Origin of the sequence: Acetobacter oeni, assembly GCF_011516825.1 — a bacterium.
Classification (GTDB): domain Bacteria; phylum Pseudomonadota; class Alphaproteobacteria; order Acetobacterales; family Acetobacteraceae; genus Acetobacter; species Acetobacter oeni.
Genome location: NZ_WOTA01000007.1, coordinates 83,768 through 104,897, shown reverse-complemented (window position 1 = coordinate 104,897; position 21,130 = coordinate 83,768). Strand labels below are relative to the sequence as shown.

Below are 21,130 nucleotides of genomic sequence, written 5' to 3'. Positions count from 1 at the left end.
GGGATGCGCTCATGCTGACATTCGCGCCTGATCTGTTTTCCGCTCAACGCTTTGTGGTGCTTGGACTGGGACGGAACGGGACACCGGCGGCCAGGGCGCTGGCGGCAATGGGCGCGGATGTTCAGGCATGGGACGACGGTGAAGCGGCGCGGGCGGCTTTGCTGGCTGAGGCGGGCGAGGTTTCGGGATCACTGACGGTGGCGCCGGTTCTGACTCTGGCGGGTGTGGATGCGCTGGTGATGTCGCCGGGGATTCCGCATGTGCTGCCGGTGGCGCATCCGGTTGCGGTGATGGCGCGGGAGGCGGGCGTTCCGATCCTTTCGGACGCGGATCTGCTGTTCCGGGCGGTTCGGAAAGCGGGATCGAAGGCGCGGTTCGCGGGGATTACCGGGACGAACGGGAAATCCACCACGACGGCGCTGCTGGCGCATCTGCTGCGGTGCGGCGGGGTTGAAGTGGCGGAGGGTGGCAATCTGGGGCCGGCTTCGCTGTCGCTGCCACTGCTGCCGGACGATGGCGTGTATGTGCTGGAGATGTCGTCCTATATGCTGGAGCGGCTTTCCGCGCTGCATTTCGATGTGGCGTGTCTGCTGAATCTGACGCCGGATCATCTCGACCGGCATGGCGACATGGCGGGTTACGCGGCGGCGAAGACGCGGATTTTCGACCGGATGGGGCCGGGTGATCTGGCGGTGATCGGCAACGGGGATGTCTGGTGCCTGGAGATTGCGGCGTCCGTCAGGGCACGGGGCGTGCCGGTTGAGACGGTTTCCGGCGTGGATGAGACGGCGGATTTCCATCCGCTGGGCGGTGCGATTGTCGATCGGGTGGGTGTTGTGGCACGGCCGGGAGCGGCGCTGCCGGGCGCGCATAATGCCGAGAATGCCTGTGTGGCACTGGCGATGGCGCTGAAACTCGGCATAGTGCGGGATGTGCTTGCGGACGGGATCGGGTCGTTTGACGGGCTGGCGCACCGGCAGAAGCTGGTGGCGGAGCTGGACGGTATTGCGTTTGTTGACGACAGCAAGGCGACGAACGCGGACGCGGCCTCCCGCGCGCTCGGGTGTTACGAACGGATTGTGTGGATTGCCGGCGGGATCGCGAAGGCGGGCGGGATTGACGATCTCGTGCCATATTTCCCACGCATTACGGAGGCATTTCTGATCGGGCGGGACGCGCCCCTGCTGGCGGAGACGCTGGCGGCGCACGGGGTTCGTCACAGCATGGCCGGGGATCTGGAACATGCGGTGCCCGAAGCCTGGCGGGCGGCGCGGGCACGGGGCGCGGAGGTGGTTCTGCTGTCTCCCGCCTGCGCGAGTTTTGACCAGTTTTCGGGATTTGAAGCACGAGGCCGGCGTTTTGCGGCGCTGGCGGGTGAGTTGCTGCAGGACGCGGCACAGAAGGGATCGGAGCGGGCGGAATAATGGCCACACTTTCGCGCATCGACAATTCGCGGTTCGGACGCTGGTGGCGCAGCGTTGACCATGTGACGCTGGCGTGTGTCGGGGTTCTGATCGGGTTTGGCTACATTCTGATGCTGGCGGCCAGTCCTTCGGTGGCCGTGCGTATCGGCGCGTCCCGCAACATGTTCATTTTCAAGCAGGTGGCGTTTCTGGCGCTGGCCGGCGGGATTGTGATCGGGGTGTCGATGCTGTCGCGCAAAGGGGTTGTGCGGCTGGGGTTTATTGGCAGCGCGGTAGCAATCGCGGCGACAGCGCTGACGCTGGTGCATGGCATTGAGATCAAGGGGGCGCGGCGCTGGATCGCGCTGCCGATGATGTCGGTGCAGCCTTCGGAGTTTCTCAAGCCGTGTTTTGCGGTGCTGACGGCGTGGCTGCTTTCGCAACGGCGCGTGCGGAAGTATTTTCCGGGGATGCTGCTGGCGATCGGCTGTTTCGGCGTCATTCTGGTGCTGCTGAAATCGCAGCCGGATATCGGGATGCTGACGGTTGTGACGACGGTTTTCATGTCTCAGCTCTTTGTGGACGGGCTGAATCTGGTCCTGGTGGCGGGCTGCGCGGGACTGATGGTGGCAGCCGGGGTTGCGGCCTATTTCCTGTTTCCGCATGTGCATTCGCGGGTGGAGCGGTTTCTGCATCCGAATGTGGGTGATCATTATCAGATCGACACGGCGCTGCGGGCGTTCGGCAATGGCGGACTGATGGGGCGTGGTCCCGGCGAGGGGCGGGTGAAGGATCTGCTGCCTGACGCTCATGCGGATTTTGTATTTGCGGTGGCGGGCGAGGAATACGGTCTGCTGATCTGCCTGTTCATCATTGCCGTGTTTGCGACGATTGTCGTGCGGGCGCTGTTGCGGCTGCTGCGCGAGGACGATCCGTTTCTGGTTCTGGCGACGTCCGGTCTGGTAACGGGGTTCGGGTTGCAGGCGTTTGTGAACATGGCGTCCACGCTGCATCTCATTCCGACCAAGGGGATGACGCTGCCGTTCATTTCCTATGGCGGATCATCGGCGATGTCGGTAGCTCTGACCATCGGGATGGTGCTGGCGCTGACACGACAGCGGGTCGGGCAGAGCCGTCTGAGCCGGTCGCTTCCTGACGCTGCCGGCACATGGAAGGCTGCAGCATGAGCGGCGTGAAGACGAAGACGGCCGGTCCTGTCGTGATTGCGGCGGGTGGCACGGGCGGGCATTTTTTCCCGGCCGAGGCGCTGGCGGATGCGCTGGTGGCGCGCGGGCACCAGGTGGTTCTGATGACGGACGCGCGGGCCGGCAAACGGACGACTGGCGTGTTTGCCACGGCGGATCAGTATGTTCTTCCGGGCGCCGGTGTAGCCGGACGCGGGCCGGTTCGGGCGCTGAGGGGTGGTCTGGCGCTGCTGCGCGGGGCGCGGCAGGCACGGGCGATCATGGCGAAGATCCGGCCGGCGGCAGTTGTGGGGTTTGGCGGATATCCTTCGGTCCCGCCCCTGTTCGGGGCGCGGATGCTACCGCGCGGGATACGTCCGGCGATTGTGCTGCATGAAGGAAATGCGGTTTTCGGCAAGGCGAATGCTTTCCTGGTACGGTTTGCGAACGGGGTGGCGCTTTCCTTTTCGCAGGTGGCGGGGCTGCCGCCGGGGACGCTGGTGCGGGTGACGGGGATGCCGGTGCGTCCGGCCATCGCGGCGCTGGTCGGCGAGGGATATGAGCCGCCGGCGGACAGTATCCGTCTGCTGGTGTGGGGCGGATCGCTCGGGGCGCGGGTGTTTTCGGATGTGGTCCCTGAGGCGCTGTCCATGCTGCCACTGGAAATCCGTGAACGGGTGCAGGTGACGCAGCAGGTCCGGGCCGAGGATCTGGAGCGGGTGCGTACGGCTTATGAGTCGTATGGCATTGTGGCGCGGCTTGAGCCGTTTTTCTCCGACGTGGCCTCGCTGATGCGGGAGGCGCATCTGGTGATCGGCCGGGCTGGCGGATCATCGGTGGCGGAGCTTTGCGTGGCGGGGCGTCCGTCTGTTCTCGTGCCGTTGCCGGTCGCGGCGAGCGATGAGCAGACGGCGAACGCTCTGGCGATGCAGGGGGCCGGGGCGGCGTGGCTGATCCGGCAGCCGTCTTTTACATCCGACGCGCTGTCCGCGCTGCTGTCGATGCTGTTTACGGATACCGGCGTGCTGGTGGCGGCGGCCGAGGCTGCCGCGAAGATGGCGCGGCCGGACGCGGCGGAGCGTCTGGCTGATCTTGTCGGGGACTGTGTGCATGGTCGTGGCTTGCATGGCGCGGGTCCGGGCGCGTATGCCCGCGCCGGAGCCGGCGCGGACCAGACTGCATCGATTTTTTCTTTTCCGTCCACGGATACATCCCTTCCTCAGGAGGACCGTTCATGAGAGCCTTGCCGCTGACCATCGGCACCATTCATTTCGTCGGGATCGGCGGCATCGGCATGTCGGGGATTGCCGAGGTGCTGCATCTGCTTGGTTATGTGGTGCAGGGGTCTGACCTGGCCGAGAACGCGAATGTGCGGCGGCTGCGGGCTGCGGGCATTCATGTGACGATCGGGCATGACGCGGCCAATCTTGGCACGGCGCAGGTTGTGGTGATTTCTACGGCTGTGAGCCGGGACAATCCGGAAGTAGTGGCGGCGCGGAGCCGTCTGATTCCGGTTGTGCGGCGGGCGGAGATGCTGGCTGAGCTGATGCGTCTGCGCTGGTCGGTCGCGGTGGGCGGCACGCATGGCAAGACGACGACGACGAGTCTGATTGCGGCGGTGCTGGAGGCCGGCAAGCTGGACCCGACGGTGATCAATGGCGGGATCATCGAGGCGTATGGCACCAACACGCGCATGGGCAAGGGCGAGTGGATGGTGGTTGAGGCGGATGAGAGCGACGGATCGTTCCTGCGTCTTCCGTCGGTGATTTCGGTTGTGACTAATATGGACCCGGAGCATCTGGATCACTGGGGCTCTGGCGAGGCGATGGAGGCGGCTTACGATCAGTTCGTTTCCAATGTTCCGTTTTACGGATTTGCTGTTCTCTGCATCGACCATCCGGCGGTGCAGCAGATGATTCCGCGTCTTTCAGACCATCGGATCGTCACTTACGGCTTCTCGCCGCAGGCGGATGTGCGGGCGGAAAAGGTTATTACCGACAAGCTGGGCGCGACGTTTGAAGTTCAGATCACGGACCGGACGCAGCGACGGACGCGTCGGGCGGGGCCGTTCCGGCTGCCGATGCTGGGCAACCACAATGTTCAGAACGCGCTGGCGGCGATTGCTGTCGCGACCGAAATGAACATTGACGACGCGACGATCCGCTCCGGTCTGGCGGCGTTCAAGGGCGTGAAGCGACGTTTCACCCGCACGGGCGAAGCGGGCGGCATTACGGTGATTGACGATTACGGCCATCATCCGGTGGAGATCGCGGCGGTGCTGAAGGCGGCGCGGCAGGCCGGAGCGCGGAAGGTGATCGCGGTGGTGCAGCCGCATCGGTATTCGCGGTTGCAGACGCTGTTCAGTGATTTCTGCACCTGCATGAACGATGCGGACTCCGTCATCGTGGCCGATGTTTATGCGGCGGGCGAGGCGCCGATCGACGGCGTGGACCGGGACTGGCTGGTGGACGGTCTGCGCGAGAGCGGGCATCGGTCCGTGGTGCCGCTGACGGACCCGGCGCATCTGCCCGAGATGATTAATGCGATGGCGAAGCCGGGCGACTATGTGGTGTGTCTGGGCGCGGGCACGATCACAAACTGGGCGCAGTCGCTGCCGGGTGAGCTGACTGCAATGCAGTCGGGCCAGAAGGGTGGCTGCGCGGCATGAGTTCTGCGCGGGCCGGAGCGAAGAAAACTGATCCCGCGGGCTCTCCCGGGTCTGTGCTGGCTGCGATGCTTGCCGGCGTGCGCGGGCGGGTTTCGGTGGATCAGCCACTTGGGCAGCGTACCTGGTTTCGTGTTGGCGGGGCTGCGGAGTGTCTGTTTCAGCCGGCGCACGCGGATGATCTGGCGATGGCGATGCGGCGGTTTTCGCCTGAATTGCCGGTGCTTGTGCTGGGTGCGTGTTCGAATGTGATCATTCGCGATGGCGGAGTGCCAGGGCTGGTGATCCGGCCTGGCGGCGGGTTTGCGAAGATTGAGGTCGAGCCGGGTGCGGTGATTGCCGGCGGCGCGGCGCTGGATGCGACCGTGGCGGAGACGGCGGCGGCGGCGGGTCTGGGCGGGCTGGAGTTTCTGGCCGGCATTCCAGGTTCCATCGGCGGCGCGGTGCGGATGAATGCCGGGGCGTATGGCTCGGACATGGCTGCGGTTCTGGACTGGGCGGAGATTATCTCGCGGGATGGCACGCTGATGCGGCTTCCGGCGTCGGCGCTGCGGTTCGGTTACCGGCGGTCGGCATTGCCGGACGGGGCGGTTGTGGTGCGGGCGCGTTTGCGGGCCGAGCCTGCCGATCCGGCTGAGGTGAAAGAGCGGATTGCGGGTGTTCGCGCGGCACGGGAAGGTTCGCAACCGGTGCGGGCACGGACGGGGGGATCGACGTTTCGCAATCCCGAACCGGAAGTGTCCGGGATGAAGGCCTGGCAGCTGATCGATGCCGCCGGGTGTCGCGGGCTGACGGCGGGCGGGGCGCAGGTGAGTGAAAAGCACTGCAACTTTCTGATCAACACGGGCGATGCGACGGCGGCGGATCTGGAGACGCTGGGCGAGACGGTGCGGCGGCGGGTTCTGGAGACGTCCGGTGTAACGCTGCACTGGGAGATCAGGCGGATCGGGCTGCCTGCGGCGGGTGAGTCCGTCAACAGCATTGAGGAGCCGGTGGCATGAGCATTTCGCGGCGCGTAACGGTTCTGATGGGAGGCGCTTCGGCTGAGCGGGAGGTGAGTGTGTCCTCCGGCGCGGGCGTGGTGGCAGCGCTGCGGGCGGCGGGGCATGAGGCTCAGGGGCTGGATGTGACGCGGGATCTGGCGGCGCTTGTTGCCGGGCTGGAGGAGCAGAAGCCGGACGTCGTCTTCAACGCGCTGCATGGCCGGTTCGGCGAGGACGGGGCTGTTCAGGGTGTGCTGGAGTGGGTGGGGCTGCCTTACACGCATTCGGGCATCCGGGCCTCGGCCACGGCGATGGACAAGGCGGCGTCCCGCTCCGTTTTTATGGCGGCGGGATTGCCGGTGGCCGAAGGGCGGACGATTGCGATCGGTGAGCTGGCGGCGGGTGATCCGTTGCCCGTGCCTTACGTCGTCAAGCCGCTGGATGAGGGATCATCGGTGGGCGTGTCGATCGTGCGGGAGGGATCGAACCAGCGGGAGCGGATCGTTTCCGGCTGGACGTTCGGGCCGGTGGCGCTGGTGGAGGAGTTTATTCCGGGGCGTGAGATTACGGTGGGCGTTCTGGACGACGATGCCGCCGGGCCACGTGCGCTGACGGTGACGGATATTACGCCGAATGCGTCGGGCGGGCATGATTTCTACGATTACGACGCGAAATATGGTGATGGCGGCAGCCGGCATGTATTGCCGGCGGAGATCCATCCGGAAGCCTTTGAGCGGGCCTGCGGGATAGCGGTTGCGGCGCATCGGGCGCTGGGGTGTGCCGGGGCGTCGCGGTCGGATTTCCGGTATGATGACACGGATTGCGGGGATGGTCCGGGGCGTCTGATCCTGCTGGAGGTCAACACCCAGCCGGGGATGACGCCGACCTCGCTGCTTCCCGAGCAGGCGGCGTATTGCGGCGTGTCTTTTGAAGAGCTTTGCGACCGGCTGGTGCAGGATGCGCTGAACCGGGCGGAGACGGCGCGACGGTGAGCAGAGGCCCCTCCCCTCGCAACGAGCCGCCCGGAGGCAATCGCTTCCGGCAGACGAGTCGGGCGGACAGGCCGTCCCGGCTTATGCTGTTTGCGCGTCGTCACAGGCATATGCTGCGGCTTTTCGGGGGGGTGGCCGTTCTCGGGATCGGCGGGACGATTTTTCTGAAGATGCACGGGACGCAGACGATGCTTGCGCCTTTGCGGTCGAAGATTGAGTCGGAAATTCCGCTGAAAGTGACGGCGATCCGGATTGAGGGGCAGAATCTTACCAGTCTCGATTCCATTAAGGGCGCGCTGGGAATTTCCGTTGGCGCTCCGATGCTTGAGTTCGATGTCGCGGCGGCACGGAAGCGGCTGGACGATCTGCCGTTTGTCGATCATGCCAGTGTTGAGCGTCATCTGTCCGGTCTGATTGTCGTGCGTCTGATCGAGCGTCCGCCTTTTGCGGTGTGGCAGCATAACGGGCGTTTTGTTCTGATCGACCATGATGGCAATCCGGTGCCGGACAAGGGGATGACGGGCAAGGATGCGCGGGCGTTCATGCAGTTGCCGCTTGTGGTTGGAGAGGGCGCTGACCACGAGGCCGCGGAATTGCTTGATGCGGTCGGGAAAGTTCCGGAAGTCAGTTCACGGATGACGGCGGCGACGCTGGTCGGGGCGCGGCGGTGGACGCTGACGCTGAAGGACGGGACGATTGTTTATCTGCCGGAAGCTGAGGAGGTTCCGGCGCTGAACCGCCTTGCCTCATTGCAGAAGCGGTTCGGGCTGCTGGATCGTCCGGTGGAGATTATCGATCTGCGGCTTCCGGATCGTATGACCATTCGCGAGCGCCCCGCGGCGGCTGATGCGGATGCGACGAACGATCAGAAGCAGGATGCGGGGTCGGGGGCGGCTCTGAAGGACAATGGCGCCGCGAGCGATACCGGTTCTGTTAATCACGATGGTGTACGTCCGTCTGTGCCGGCGGCTCATTCCGACTTGCGGAATGGTGATCCGGCTCCGGCGGGCCCGGCTGACGGAGAATCGTCACGGGAGCGGACGCGATCCGGGGCGCCCCGGGAGCAGAACGGGGGAGCGGAAATGAAAGAAGGGGTTATGCCGGCATGAAAGATCTGGTGGTTACGGGAACTCCTTCGTCGCTTTCGACGGCGGCTGCTTCTTTAACGGGACGTGAGCGGCGTCTTCGCATTACGGGTCGCAATCACGGGGAGCCGCCGGAGACCCGTCCGGAGCCGCGTGTCTGGCGGAACAGGATTGTCGGTGTTCTCGACATCGGCTCCACGAAGATTACCTGTCTGATCGGCAAGGGCGAGCCGAACGGAACGCTGAAGGTTCTGGGGCACGGGTGGCTGCGGTCGAGCGGTGTGAAGAACGGCGCTGTTGTCGATCTGAAGGCGGCGGAAGCGATCATTCGTCATGTGGTTGGCAATGCCGAGCGGGAAGCCGGGGTGCCGCTGAACAAGGTGATTGTCAATCTGTCATGCGGCCAGCCCGAGAGCAGGCTTTTCAATGTTCACTGGCCGATTGGCGGTCGTGAGATTACGGACAGCGACATTCGGCGGATCGTGACGGAAGGCCGGATCAAGGCGCAGGCTGGCGGACGCGCGGTGATTCATACGCTGCCGCTTGATTTTGCCGTCGATGAAACGGACGGGGTGACTGACCCGCGCGGACATCTTTGCGATCAGTTGCGGGCGCGGCTTCATGTGATCGACGCATCGGCGACGGCGCTGCGGACGCTGGATTCCCTGCTCAGCCGGGCGGAGCTGCAACTGGACGGCGTGGTGTCGGCGCCGCTTGCCTCCGGGCTGGCGGTGACGGATGCGGATCAGCGCATGGTCGGCACGACGGTGGTGGACATGGGCGGCGGGACGACATCGCTGGCGGTCTTTGCCGAAGGCCAGCTGCTGCATACGGCGCAGATCAATATTGGCGGCGAGCATGTCACGCGGGATATTGCGCGTGGTCTGGGGACATCTACGGATAATGCCGAACGTCTGAAGACGATGCATGGTCATGCCGATCTGTCCGGTGACACGGATGACGGCGTGACCATTCGCATTGAGCGTGCCGGCAGCGACGCGCCGAGTTTTGAGGCGATCCCTCGCGCGGTGCTGGGTGACATAATCCGGCCACGAATTGAGGAAACATTCGAACTGGTCAGGGATCGTCTCGACGGTGCCGGGCTGGGCCGCCTTGCGGGCGGCCGTGTGATTCTGACGGGTGGCGCGTCGATGCTTGACGGTGTGGGATCTGTTGCGGCCCGGGTGCTCAATCGTCCGGTCCGGCTGGGTCGTCCGGGCGGTGTAACGGGGCTTCCGGAGCAGTGCGCGGCGGCAGGTTTTGCGACGACGGCGGGGCTTCTGGCCTGGGCTGCGTCAGCAGAACGTCCGTTTGGTGATATTGAGTTTGCTGAAGAGCCGCCCAGAGGTGTTTTAAATAAATTAGTCTCTTTCATTCGTGCCCGTGTCTAATATGATAAGGGAATATTGATTATTTTGATTCACGGAGTGAATCCCGAACCCCGCCATCCCCGGTTTCGTTCAAGGAAGTGTAAATGACCCTCAACCTGACTGTTCCGCCACAGACCCATGCTGATTTCACCCCGAAGATCACCGTGATCGGTGTCGGTGGTGGTGGCACGAATGCTGTGGACAACATGATTCAGGCTGATCTGAAGGGCGTGGAGTTTGTTGTCGCCAATACGGATGCGCAGCAGTTGACGCATAGCAAGGCTGACCGGCGCATTCAGCTTGGTCCGCATCTGACGCAGGGTCTTGGCGCGGGCGCGAAGCCTGAGATTGGCCGGGCCGCTGCCGAGGAGGCCGCTGATGAACTGGCGCGTCATCTGGACGGCGCGCACATGGTTTTCGTGACGGCTGGCATGGGGGGTGGCACCGGGACGGGGGCGGCGCCGATCGTGGCGCGGATGGCGCGTGAGCGGGGCATTCTGACGGTTGGTGTCGTGACGAAGCCGTTCAGCTTTGAAGGGCCGCGCCGGGCACGCGCTGCCGAGGAGGGCATTGCCGAGCTTCAGCAGTATGTCGATACGCTGATCGTCATTCCCAATCAGAACCTTTTCCGCATGGCCAATGAGCGCACGACCTACAAGGATGCGTTCCGGATGGCGGATAACGTCCTTTATATGGGCGTGCGCGGCGTGACCGATCTGATGATGGCGCCAGGTCTGGTCAATCTCGATTTCGCCGACATCCGCACTGTCATGGCCGAGATGGGCAAGGCGATGATGGGCACGGGCGAGGCCGAGGGCGAGGATCGCGCGCGGCTGGCGGCTGAGGCGGCGATTTCCAATCCGCTGCTGGAAGATACGTCCATGGGTGGCGCGCGCGGTCTGCTGATCAACATCACGGGCGGCGACGACATGACGCTGTTCGAGGTGGACCAGGCGGCCAACCGCATTCGCGAGGAAGTGGCCGAGGATGCGAACATCATTTTCGGTTCGGCGGTTGATCCGGACCTGAACGGCAAGATCCGCGTATCGGTTGTGGCGACGGGTATCGATATTCCGTCGGCGCGTCCGCATCTGGCGGTTGACAATGTCGAACAGATGCAGGCTACGGGCACCGATGGCGGTTATGCCGGCCAGCAGGGTGTCGATCAGAATGCCGGCGGACAGGGGATGCCGCATCAGGGGGCGCCGATGTTTGGCGGACAGCAGGGAGGTCAGGCGCCGGCAGCCGCCGGGCAGCATGCATCGGGATTTGGCGCGCCGCAGCAGCCGGTTCGTCAGGCGCCGAATTTCAGCATGGATCCCGGGCAGCAGGCCCCCGCGCCGGGTCAGGCCGGTCCGGCGCGCAATAATACGGCGTCACCGCGTGCGGGGCTGTTTACGGACCCCTCTCGTCCGGCGGCCCATCGCGCGCCTGAGCCTGCGCCTGCCCCGCAGCAGCCCCGCAGCCTGTTTGGCATGATGACCGGTGTTCTGCGCCGGCCTGCCGAGCCGCGTCAGGAGCAGCAGCCCGCGCGCCCGCATACGACATCGGCTCCGCAGGTTAATCCGGCGCCACCTCCGCAGGCTTCGCCGACCGTACGTCCGGCGCAGGCTGATGACGGTGGTCTGGATATTCCCGCGTTCATGCGTCGCCCCTCCTGAACTGACCGGGATTTCCTAAAGGGCGGGCTGAACGCTGCCGGAGGATGTTTTCAGAAAGCCGGAACGGGCATCGTTCCGGCTTTCTGCTGTGTACGGTTTGTATCGTTGTATTTCCGCCAGCCGGACATTCCGGGCGGCATTTCGCTGAACTTTCGGGGAGTCTCTACGTTAAATCGTTGCATTTGCGGGGAAAAAGGCAGTCTGTCTCCAGCGAAACAAGACGCAATAAACATTGACTGGAACCGTCGCTCCCCGCTGGTATTCTGAATAAAGTTTAAGAGTTTCGTGATCGAAGCACGACAGGGTTGAAGAGAAAGAAAAATGGAAAGCCTCAGTCTTGATCCGGCGACGATTGCAGACACAACCGAAACGGCGTTTTTTTCGGGCGCGCGTTCATTCCGCACTCTTCCGACGGGCTCGTTCGTGTCACGAATTCCAGATGTGAACCTGGCGGATCAGAAAACGCTGCGGTCCGCGATCTCCTGTGTAGGGATCGGTCTGCATACCGGGGCGCGGATCAGTCTTCGTATGGAGCCTGCTCCGGCAGATACGGGCATCGTTTTTCAGCGCACTGACATTGCGGCACAGCCTCTGATTGCCTGTTATGGTAATGTTGTGGACACCCGGCTGAGCACGGTTCTTGGTGAATCCGCCGTAAGCCATAACCGTGTTGCAACGATCGAGCACCTGATGGCGGCCCTGCATGGTCGTGGCATCGATAATGTGCGGATTTTCGTCAACGGTCCTGAACTTCCGGTCCTGGATGGCTCGGCGGCTGATTTTCTGTTTCTGCTCGATTGCGCGGGGATCGCCGAACTGGATGAGCCACGACGTGAGATCGAAATTCTGAAGCCGTTACGGGTTGAGAACGGTGATGCTTTCGCGATGCTTCGTCCAGGCGCCGGGTCCGGGCTTTCTCTTCAGATGACGATTGATTTCGCGGCGGGGGCTATCGGCTGCCAGAAGCTGACCGTTGATCTTGATGAGACCGTGTTCCGGCGTGATCTGTCATTTTCGCGTACGTTTACCGACCGGCGCGAGATTGATGCGCTGCACCGGGCCGGGCTTGCCCTTGGCGGATCTCTTGATAATGCGATTGTCGTGGACGGAATGGACATTCTGAATCCGACCGGTTTGCGGGCGCGGGATGAGTTTGTGCGGCATAAGCTGCTGGACGCTGTGGGTGATCTTTATCTGGCGGGCGCGCGGCTGAGAGGCGAGTTTGTGGGACACAAATCCGGGCATCAGCTGAACAATCAGCTTCTGCTTGCTCTGTTTGCTGATCGCACGGCCTGGCGGTGGGTTGAAAAGCGTGTGGCCGGCACGGCGGTACCGCGCCGCGTGGCCGCCTGAGCGGCCTTTGCCGGGTTTTTCACGCCTCGATTATAGTTTGTAATACTCGCCTTCCGGCGTCGGCTGTATTTGTTCCTGTGCGATCTGATTTTAAATGATCAAATCAGATTGCGGGAGCGCCTTTCCGGCACGGTAAATCGTGTTATAAGGCATGACCTTTATTGCCATGTCTGAACAGTGAGTTGATACGTGCCGCAGCCAATCTCGCGCATCCCGTCCAGTGTGTTGTCGAGAGTGGCATCGACGGCGGCGTGCGCCACACTTACGCTTCTGACGGGTTGCTCACTATTCGGCAATAAAGCCCCGCAGGTTCCTCAGCTTTCCTCCGCCGATGCCTATTACAACAACGGAATCGATGCGCTGCGCGGACGGCGTTATGCGCTTGCGGCGGCGGAATTTGAAATTCTTCAGCAGAATTATCCGTATTCCGGCTACACGGCCAACGCCCAGCTCATGGAGGGGTATGCTTATTACCTCCAGAGCAAATATCCCGAGGCGGCGCAGCAGCTTGACCGGTTTATCGAACTGCATCCGACCAGCACGGACGGGGCCTATGCCTTTTATCTTCTGGCGCTCTGTTATTATGAGCAGATCGGCGATGTGAATCGCGATCAGCAGATGACTGCCGAGGCGATGTCGCGTCTGCAGGACGTGATCGCACGATTCCCGCAGTCAAAATACGCGCGTGACGCCCAGCTGAAAATCGATCTGTGCCGTGATCATCTGGCCGGTAAGGAAATGCTGGTCGGGCGGTATTATCAGCAGCAGCGGGCGTATCAGGGCGCGATCGGGCGTTATCAGCGCGTGGTGCAGGATTTCCAGACCACGAACCATGTGGCCGAGGCGCTGGAACGGCTGGTCGAGGTGTATCTCGATCTGGGCCTGACCGGAGAGGCGCGCCGGACCGGGATCGTGCTGGCGTATAACTATCCGGGCAGCAAGTGGTATCGTTTCGCCTACAGCGATCTGAAGCGTTATCGCCTGCTGGAAGCGAGCACGCCGAAACCGGGTACGACCAAAGGACCTCCGGGCGCGGCATCGCAGGAAGAAACGATGTCACCGGCGCAGTCCGCCGCGCGCGGCATCGGTCGGGCCGATGCGCCGGCATCGCTGACGGCGGCGCCCGTGCAGCCGGTCAGTTCACAATCGCTCCAGTCCGATGGCTCAACCCTGACCAGTAATGTCGCGCATCAGGGCGTGGCGCAGGGGACGAACGGGCGTCCGCGCTGAATTCGGTTTCTGTCAGGGTGATGCGTCGGATGCCTGAAACATCTGCGTCTTTCCCTGCGACAGTTGACGCAACGGCCCGGCTGAACGAACCATCGGAGTGTCCGCCCCGGGCGATCCGCTGTCTTTATCCGTGCTCTGTTGCTGTCGGGCGGAACGGGTTTTCGTCATGCTGAGTTTTCTTTCCATCCGCGATGTTGTGCTGATCGAGACGCTGGATCTGGCGTTTCATGCCGGTCTGACGGCTCTGACCGGCGAGACCGGCGCGGGTAAATCGATTCTTCTGGACAGTCTGGGGCTGGCGCTGGGCGAGCGCGCCAATGCGGGGCTGATCCGGGCCGGGGCGGCTGAAGCTCGGGTGACTGCCAGTTTTGAAGTGGCGACGGATCATCCGGTTCATGAGATCCTGGCCGAACTCGATATTCCGTCCGACCCCGGTGAGCCGTTGATTCTGCGGCGTGTGGTGAATGGGGATGGCCGCTCCCGGGCCTGGGTCAGCGATCAGCCGGTTGGCGTCGGGCTGCTGCGCCGGATTGCGGCGACTCTTGTGGAAATTCAGGGACAGCATGAGCAGATGGGGCTGGCCGATCCGGCCACGCATCGGGATCTGCTGGATGCGTTCGGGGTGCGCCCTGCCCTGCGGGCCGGGGTGACACGCTGTTTTGCGGCCTGGCGGGTGGCGCGGACGGCGCTCGAATCCGCCCGGAAAGAGATGGCGGACGCGGCGCGTGAGGAAGAGTGGCTGCGTCATGCGGTCTCCGAGCTGTCTTCTCTGGCGCCTCAGCCGGATGAGGAGCTGTTTCTGGCTGAGCAGCGGCAGGCCCTGCAACGGAATGAGCGGCGCGGGGAAGCGGTGGCTGCGTCTCTGGCAGAACTGACGCCCCGGGACCGGCGGAATCAGGGGCCGTCTGCGGCTTTGCGGGCGGCGACGCGGGCGCTGCACAAGCTGTTGCCCATGCCGGGACGTGAACCGACGGAAGAAGGGAATGAGCGCGATCCGCAGCAGATTCTGGCGAATGAGGCGCTGAACGCGCTTGAGGTCGCGGAAACCGCGCTGGCGGATGCGGAGAGTTTATTGAGTCGGCTTGTGGCTGAGCAGGATGCCGATCCGCATCTGCTGGAGCAGACGGAGGAGCGGCTGTTCGCGTTGCGGGCGGCGGCGCGGAAATTCGATACGACGGTGACGGATCTGCCGGATCTGTTGCAGCGCCTGTCGGAGAAGCTGGAGGCGCTGGAAACCGGAACGGCGCGGATTGAGGAACTGGAAGCCGCACTGCGTGAGGCGGAGGATGCGTTCGGGACAGCAGGGGCGGCGCTGACGGAAGCGCGTGTGAAGGCATCGCGCAAACTGGAAGCGGCGGTGATGGCGGAGCTGAAGCCGCTGAAACTGGAGCGGGCGCGGTTTGTTTCCGAACTGACACCGCTGTCTGCGGCGCAATGGAGTGCGGCGGGCATGGAGCAGGTAACGTTTCTGCTGGCCGCCAATCCGGGGCAGCCGCCGGGGCCGCTGGGCAAGGTGGCGTCGGGCGGTGAGCTGTCACGGCTTATGCTGGCGATCCGGCTGGTTCTGGCGGGGCGGTCGGTGATCGGCACGCTGGTGTTCGACGAGATCGATTCCGGTGTGGGCGGCGCGACGGCGGCGGCGATCGGGGAGCGGCTGCACCGGCTGGCGCGGGACATGCAGGTTCTGGCAGTGACACATTCGCCTCAGGTGGCGGCGGCGGCGGATCATCATCTGCGGATCGGCAAGATCGTGCGGGGCGGGCAGACGCAGACGAGCGCGGCTCCCCTCCCCTCCGACGCGCGGCGCGAGGAGATTGCGCGGATGCTGGCAGGTGATGTTGTGACGGATGCGGCGCGGGCGGCGGCGGCGAGTCTGCTGGAGCATCGGTCATGAGCGGTGCGGACACGGCGGAGATAGCGGTTGAGGCGCTGAGCAAGGCGCAGGCGGCCACGGAGCTGGCGCGGCTGGCTGAGCTGATCGCGCGGCTGAACGAGGCTTATCACGGTCGGGACGCGCCGGAGGTCCCGGATGCAGAGTTCGATATGCTGCGGCGGCGGAATGAGGCGATCGAGGCGCGGTTTCCGACGCTGATCCGCGAGGACAGTCCTTCCGTTCAGGTGGGCGCAGCGCCGGACGGGGCATTCGGGAAGCACCGGCATCTGGTGCCGATGCTCTCTCTGGACAACGTGTTCGGTGCTGAGGAATTCGAGGCTTTTGTCGGCAAGGCCGTGCGGTTTCTCGGCCTGGACGAGGCTCAGGCGGCGGCGTTGCAGTTTGTCGGCGAGCCGAAGATCGACGGGCTTTCGATCAGTCTGACTTATGAGAAGGGTCGTTTCGTGCGTGGGACGACGCGGGGCGACGGGACGGTTGGCGAGGATGTGACGGCGAACCTGAAGACGCTGCGGGATCTGCCGTTGCGACTGAAGGGGGAGGCGCCGGAGCTGATCGAGATCCGGGGCGAGGTGTTTCTCGGCAAGGCGGTGTTTCTGGCGATCAATGAAGCGCAGGAAGCAGCCGGTGAGAAAGGATTTGCCAATCCGCGCAATGCGGCGGCGGGGTCTTTGCGGCAGCTTGATCCGAAGGTGACGGCGAAGCGGCCTTTGTCGCTGTTTGCTTATGCGATGGGGGCGGCGTCCGCGCCGGTGGCGACGTCGCACTGGGCGTATCTGGAGAGGCTGAAGGCCTGGGGGTTTACAGTCAACCCGTTGTCCACGCTGCTGGCGGGCAAGGCCGAAGCGGAGCCGTTTTTCGAGCGGATGGCGCGTGACCGGGCGGCGCTCGATTACGACATTGATGGTGTTGTCTACAAGATTGACGATCTGGTGCTACAGGAGCGGCTTGGATTTGCCGGACGGGCGCCGCGCTGGGCGATTGCGTGGAAATTTCCGGCCGAGCAGGCGGTGACGCGGCTGTTGTCGATCGAGGTGCAGGTCGGGCGCACCGGGGCGCTGACGCCGGTGGCGCATCTTGAACCGGTGAATGTCGGTGGTGTTCTGGTGGCGCGGGCGACGCTGCATAATGAGGACGAGATTGCCCGCAAGGATGTGCGGGTCGGTGATCTGGTGAAGGTGCAGCGCGCAGGGGATGTGATTCCGCAGATCCTGGGCGTTGTGCCGGAGCCCGGTCGGGAACGGAGCGCGCCGTTTGTGATGCCGGGTCACTGTCCGGTCTGCGGGGCGATGGCGGAGCGGCCCGAGGGCGAGGCGATCCGGCGTTGCGAGGGGGGGCTCACCTGTCCGGCTCAGGTGGTGGAGCGGCTGATTCATTTTGTCTCGCGTCTGGCGTTCGACATTGACGGTCTTGGGGATCGCAGCATTCGCGAGTTTCATGAGGCGGGTCTGGTTCGGGCGCCGGGGGATATTTTCCGGTTGCGGACGCATGAGGCGGAGATTGCCGGGCGTGAAGGCTGGGGGGCGCTTTCGGCGCGCAATCTGGTGCGGGCGATTGAGGCGCGGCGTGTGATTCCGCTGTCGCGATTTATCTATGCGCTGGGTATTCGCCGCGTGGGCGAGAGTAATGCGAAGCTGCTGGCGCGGCATTACGGATCGTATGCGATCTGGACGGCGCAGATGCGGGCAGCGGCGGTGATCGGATCCGAGGCGCGTCAGGAACTCGGGGAGATTACCGGGATCGGCGGGGCGATCGCGGACGAGATTGTCGCGTTTTTTGCCGAGCCGCATAACCGGGCAACGCTGGAGGATCTGCTGGGGCAGATCACGGTGGAGAGTGAGCGGGCGGGTGGTGACGGGAAGCTTTCGGGAAAGGTGATTGTCTTTACAGGCAGTTTATCGACCATGACGCGACCGGAGGCGAAAGCGACGGCGGAGCGTCTGGGCGCGAAAGTGACTGACAGTGTCTCGAAGAAAACGGATCTTGTTGTACTTGGCGCGGAGGCGGGATCGAAAGCGAGGAAGGCGGCTGAGCTGGGGATCGACACGCTGGATGAGGCCGGGTGGCGGGAGCTGGCGGGGATGCCGCCGGTCTGACGGATTTCCGAAGCTGTCGCGGGTTGCGGAATAATTTTAACGGGAAAAGACTTTTCGGAACTCTCTCCGTGAGGGATGGGGCGTCGGCGCGTGAGTTGTCCGGTTAGCTGAACGGATCGGTGCGCCGTACGGCAGGCGGGACGGCGGGCGGAAAATCCAGCGGAATTTCCGGAAAGTGGCATGAATTTCACGGCAAATCTGAATTGCCGGGCGCGAATTTCCCTGTCATGATATTGTCCCCCGGGAACAGGACGACTGAATAATAATAAATCCCCGCGGATTGCGTCCAGGCCTGCATTCCCCTCCCGGGGATATGGGAAATGCGGATTTCGGGTCGCTCCGTGTTCGGAGAGCTTTGGTCATGACGAAATGGGTTTACAGCTTCGGTGGCGGTCTGAATGAAGGCGGCGCCGGAATGCGCAATCTGCTTGGCGGCAAGGGTGCCAACCTGGCGGAGATGGCTTCGATCGGACTGCCTGTGCCTCCGGGGTTTACCATTACGACGGAGGTGTGCTCCGCGTTCTATGCGAACGGGAACAACTATCCGCCGGAGCTGGCCGAAGAGGTCGCCGGGGCGCTTCATCGCGTTGAAGAGATGATGGGGCTGACCTTCGGCGATGCGAATGCGCCGCTGCTGGTGTCTGTCCGGTCCGGTGCCCGTGTATCCATGCCGGGCATGATGGATACGGTTCTGAACCTCGGGCTGAACGATCAGACCGTCGAGGGGCTGGCACGCTCTTCCGGTGACGAGCGGTTTGCCTGGGACAGCTATCGCCGGTTTATCCAGATGTATGGCTCGGTGGTGATGGGGGTTCCACATCATCGCTTTGAGGATCTTCTGGAGCAGGCCAAGCGCGGTCTGGGCGTGCATGACGACACGGCCATTAAGGCGACGGACTGGCGCGAGATTGTCCAGAGTTACCGGGAGATCGTGCAGCGCGAGACCGGGACGCCTTTCCCGACCGATCCGCAGGCCCAGCTCTGGGGCGCGATCGGTGCGGTTTTTGGCTCCTGGATGAATCCGCGCGCGAACACTTACCGCAAGTTGCACGACATTCCGGCGAGCTGGGGCACGGCGGTCAATGTGCAGTCGATGGTGTTCGGCAACATGGGCGACGACTGTGCGACGGGCGTGTGTTTCACGCGCGATCCGTCCACGGGCGAGAACATTTTCTACGGCGAGTATCTGGTGAACGCGCAGGGCGAGGATGTGGTGGCGGGTATCCGCACGCCGCAGCCGATGGCCGCTGAAAAGGCGACGCCGGACCAGTCGCCGATGGAGAAGGTGCTTCCGAACGCCTATAAGGAACTGCTGCGGGTGCGCGAGCTTCTTGAGAAGCACTATCGCGATATGCAGGACATTGAGTTCACGGTGCAGAGCAACCGGCTCTACATGCTTCAGACCCGCACGGGGAAGCGCACGGCGGCTGCGGCGCTCAAGATTGCCATCGACATGGCGCGTGAGGGGCTGATTACCCAGGAAGAGGCGATTCAGCGCGTGCCGCCGACCTCGCTGGATCAGCTGCTGCATCCGACGCTCGACCCTAAGGCGGAGCGGACGCAGATCGCGCGTGGTCTGCCGGCCTCGCCGGGGGCGGCCGCGGGGGCGATTGTCTTTACGGCGGAAGAGGTTGAGGACCGGGCTGCGCAGGGTGAGGATGTGATTCTTGTCCGCATTGAGACGTCGCCCGAGGATGTGCACGGGATGCATGCGGCGCGTGGCGTTCTGACGACGCGGGGCGGCATGACTTCTCATGCGGCGGTTGTGGCGCGCGGCATGGGGCGTGTGTGCGTGGCCGGCGCGGGCAGTATTCACGTCGATTACAAGGCGCAGACGCTGACGGCGGGTGGCGTGACTCTGAAAGGCGGAGACTGGATCACGCTCGATGGTGGAACGGGTGCGGTTTATGTCGGGAAAGTCGCGACGATCCCCCCTACCCTTTCGGGCGACTTCAGCACGCTGATGGGCTGGGCGGACGATGTGCGTCGTCTGCGGGTGCGTGCCAATGCGGAGACGCCGGAGGACGCGGAGACGGCGCGGAAATTCGGGGCCGAGGGCATTGGTCTGAGCCGGACGGAGCATATGTTCTTCGGGCCGGACCGGATCGGGCATGTGCGCCAGATGATCATGGCGGACGACCATGATGCCCGGAGGAAAGCGATTGAGGCTTTGCTGCCGTTCCAGCGGGATGATTTCGCGTCGATTTTCCGCATCATGCGCGGGCTGCCCGTGACGATCCGTCTGCTCGACCCGCCTCTGCATGAGTTCCTTCCGCATGGCGAGATGGAGCTGGCCGAAGTGGCGGCGGCGCTGGGGCAGAGCATTGAATCGCTGCGGGCGCGGCGTTCGGCCTTGTCGGAAGCCAATCCGATGCTGGGTCATCGCGGCTGTCGTCTCGGGATCACGTATCCCGAGATTTACGCGATGCAGGTCCGGGCGATTATCGAAGCGGCGATTGCGGTCTCCCATGAGACGGGTGAGGCGATTGTTCCCGAGATCATGATTCCGCTGGTTGGCGTGAAGACTGAACTGGATGTGACGCGCAAGGCGGCGGAAGCGGTGGTCGCGGCGGTGTTTGCCGAGAAGGGCACGACGCTGGATTATCTGATCGGCACGATGATCGAGCTGCCCCGCGCGGCGATCACGGCGAGTCAGATTGCGGAAGTGGCGGATTTCTTCTCGTTCGGCACCAACGATCTGACGCAGACGACGCTTGGTCTGTCGCGTGACGATGCGGGGTCATTCCTGCCTTACTATGTGGACCACGGGTTGCTCCCGAAAGACCCGTTCGTTTCCATCGACCGTGAAGGCGTGGGCGCGCTGGTACGGATGGGAGCCGAAGCGGGCCGGAAGACGAAGCCGAGACTGAAGCTCGGTGTGTGTGGCGAGCATGGCGGCGATCCGGACTCGATCGCGTTTTTCGAGAGTGTCGGGCTGGATTATGTATCCTGCTCTCCGTTCCGCGTTCCAGTGGCGCGACTGGCGGCGGCGCAGGCTGCTCTGGCAAAGAAGAAGCAGGCGGGTATTCCGGCCTGATTTTCGGGGCATTTTACCGAACGGGAGAGGATTGTCTTCGGGCGGTTCTCTCCCGTTTTTTTAGCGGCTATGGTTTTGGCTTTATTCATCTGAACGGTTGATGTGTAATTTTCTGAAATTAGCTCCGACAGGGAACATCACGCGAAAGTACGTCGTGCATCAGATCCGCTGATAAGCAAA

General features: G+C 63.5%; 14 protein-coding genes. All 14 read left to right on the top strand.

Annotated features, from left to right (window positions below; translation table 11 throughout):
• The first annotated feature begins 11 nt into the window (after positions 1-11).
• The 14 genes from murD (at position 12) to ppdK (ending at position 20,950) form a co-directional block, all read left to right on the top strand.
• On the top strand, positions 12-1,424 hold the full coding sequence (gene murD / locus GOB90_RS06755; RefSeq protein ID WP_146886234.1) for a UDP-N-acetylmuramoyl-L-alanine--D-glutamate ligase: 1,413 nt from the start codon (positions 12-14) through the stop codon (positions 1,422-1,424).
• Positions 1,424-2,590 (top strand): FtsW/RodA/SpoVE family cell cycle protein, encoded by a 1,167-nt coding sequence (locus GOB90_RS06750; RefSeq protein WP_146886232.1) that lies wholly within the window; start codon positions 1,424-1,426, stop codon positions 2,588-2,590. Before murD ends, GOB90_RS06750 begins: the two co-directional genes overlap by 1 nt.
• Positions 2,587-3,825 carry an undecaprenyldiphospho-muramoylpentapeptide beta-N-acetylglucosaminyltransferase gene (gene murG / locus GOB90_RS06745; RefSeq protein WP_173571966.1) on the top strand — a complete coding sequence of 413 codons (1,239 nt, stop codon included), beginning with the start codon at positions 2,587-2,589 and terminating at the stop codon, positions 3,823-3,825. Before GOB90_RS06750 ends, murG begins: the two co-directional genes overlap by 4 nt.
• Positions 3,822-5,255: a UDP-N-acetylmuramate--L-alanine ligase gene (murC, locus tag GOB90_RS06740; protein WP_146886228.1), complete on the top strand. Its 1,434-nt coding sequence runs from the start codon at positions 3,822-3,824 to the stop codon at positions 5,253-5,255. The genes murG and murC overlap by 4 nt, the downstream gene beginning before the upstream one ends.
• Positions 5,256-5,320: 65 nt before the next feature.
• Positions 5,321-6,253: a UDP-N-acetylmuramate dehydrogenase gene (gene murB, locus GOB90_RS06735; protein WP_242011858.1), complete on the top strand. Its 933-nt coding sequence runs from the start codon at positions 5,321-5,323 to the stop codon at positions 6,251-6,253.
• Positions 6,250-7,227: a D-alanine--D-alanine ligase gene (locus GOB90_RS06730; protein ID WP_146886222.1), complete on the top strand. Its 978-nt coding sequence runs from the start codon at positions 6,250-6,252 to the stop codon at positions 7,225-7,227. Before murB ends, GOB90_RS06730 begins: the two co-directional genes overlap by 4 nt.
• Positions 7,224-8,336 carry a cell division protein FtsQ/DivIB gene (locus tag GOB90_RS06725; RefSeq protein WP_261765920.1) on the top strand — a complete coding sequence of 371 codons (1,113 nt, stop codon included), beginning with the start codon at positions 7,224-7,226 and terminating at the stop codon, positions 8,334-8,336. Before GOB90_RS06730 ends, GOB90_RS06725 begins: the two co-directional genes overlap by 4 nt.
• The gene (gene ftsA, locus GOB90_RS06720) at positions 8,333-9,703 is read left to right on the top strand and encodes a cell division protein FtsA (protein ID WP_146886220.1); all 1,371 of its coding nucleotides are present in this window, start codon (positions 8,333-8,335) and stop codon (positions 9,701-9,703) included. Before GOB90_RS06725 ends, ftsA begins: the two co-directional genes overlap by 4 nt.
• Positions 9,704-9,786: 83 nt before the next feature.
• Positions 9,787-11,343: a cell division protein FtsZ gene (gene ftsZ, locus GOB90_RS06715; RefSeq protein WP_146886218.1), complete on the top strand. Its 1,557-nt coding sequence runs from the start codon at positions 9,787-9,789 to the stop codon at positions 11,341-11,343.
• A 321-nt stretch (positions 11,344-11,664) separates the two neighbouring features.
• Positions 11,665-12,696: a UDP-3-O-acyl-N-acetylglucosamine deacetylase gene (gene lpxC, locus GOB90_RS06710; RefSeq protein ID WP_146886216.1), complete on the top strand. Its 1,032-nt coding sequence runs from the start codon at positions 11,665-11,667 to the stop codon at positions 12,694-12,696.
• Positions 12,697-12,885: 189 nt separating this feature from the next.
• Positions 12,886-13,926, top strand: coding sequence for an outer membrane protein assembly factor BamD (locus GOB90_RS06705; RefSeq protein WP_373322157.1), 1,041 nt, complete (start codon positions 12,886-12,888; stop codon positions 13,924-13,926).
• A 166-nt stretch (positions 13,927-14,092) separates the two neighbouring features.
• Complete coding sequence (gene recN, locus GOB90_RS06700) at positions 14,093-15,820, top strand: DNA repair protein RecN (RefSeq protein ID WP_146886214.1); 1,728 nt, start codon at positions 14,093-14,095, stop codon at positions 15,818-15,820.
• On the top strand, positions 15,817-17,913 hold the full coding sequence (gene ligA / locus GOB90_RS06695) for an NAD-dependent DNA ligase LigA (protein WP_146886211.1): 2,097 nt from the start codon (positions 15,817-15,819) through the stop codon (positions 17,911-17,913). Before recN ends, ligA begins: the two co-directional genes overlap by 4 nt.
• A gap of 361 nt (positions 17,914-18,274) precedes the next feature.
• Positions 18,275-20,950, top strand: a complete 2,676-nt coding sequence (ppdK, locus tag GOB90_RS06690; protein WP_146886209.1) for a pyruvate, phosphate dikinase — start codon at positions 18,275-18,277, stop codon at positions 20,948-20,950.
• Positions 20,951-21,130 lie beyond the last annotated feature (180 nt).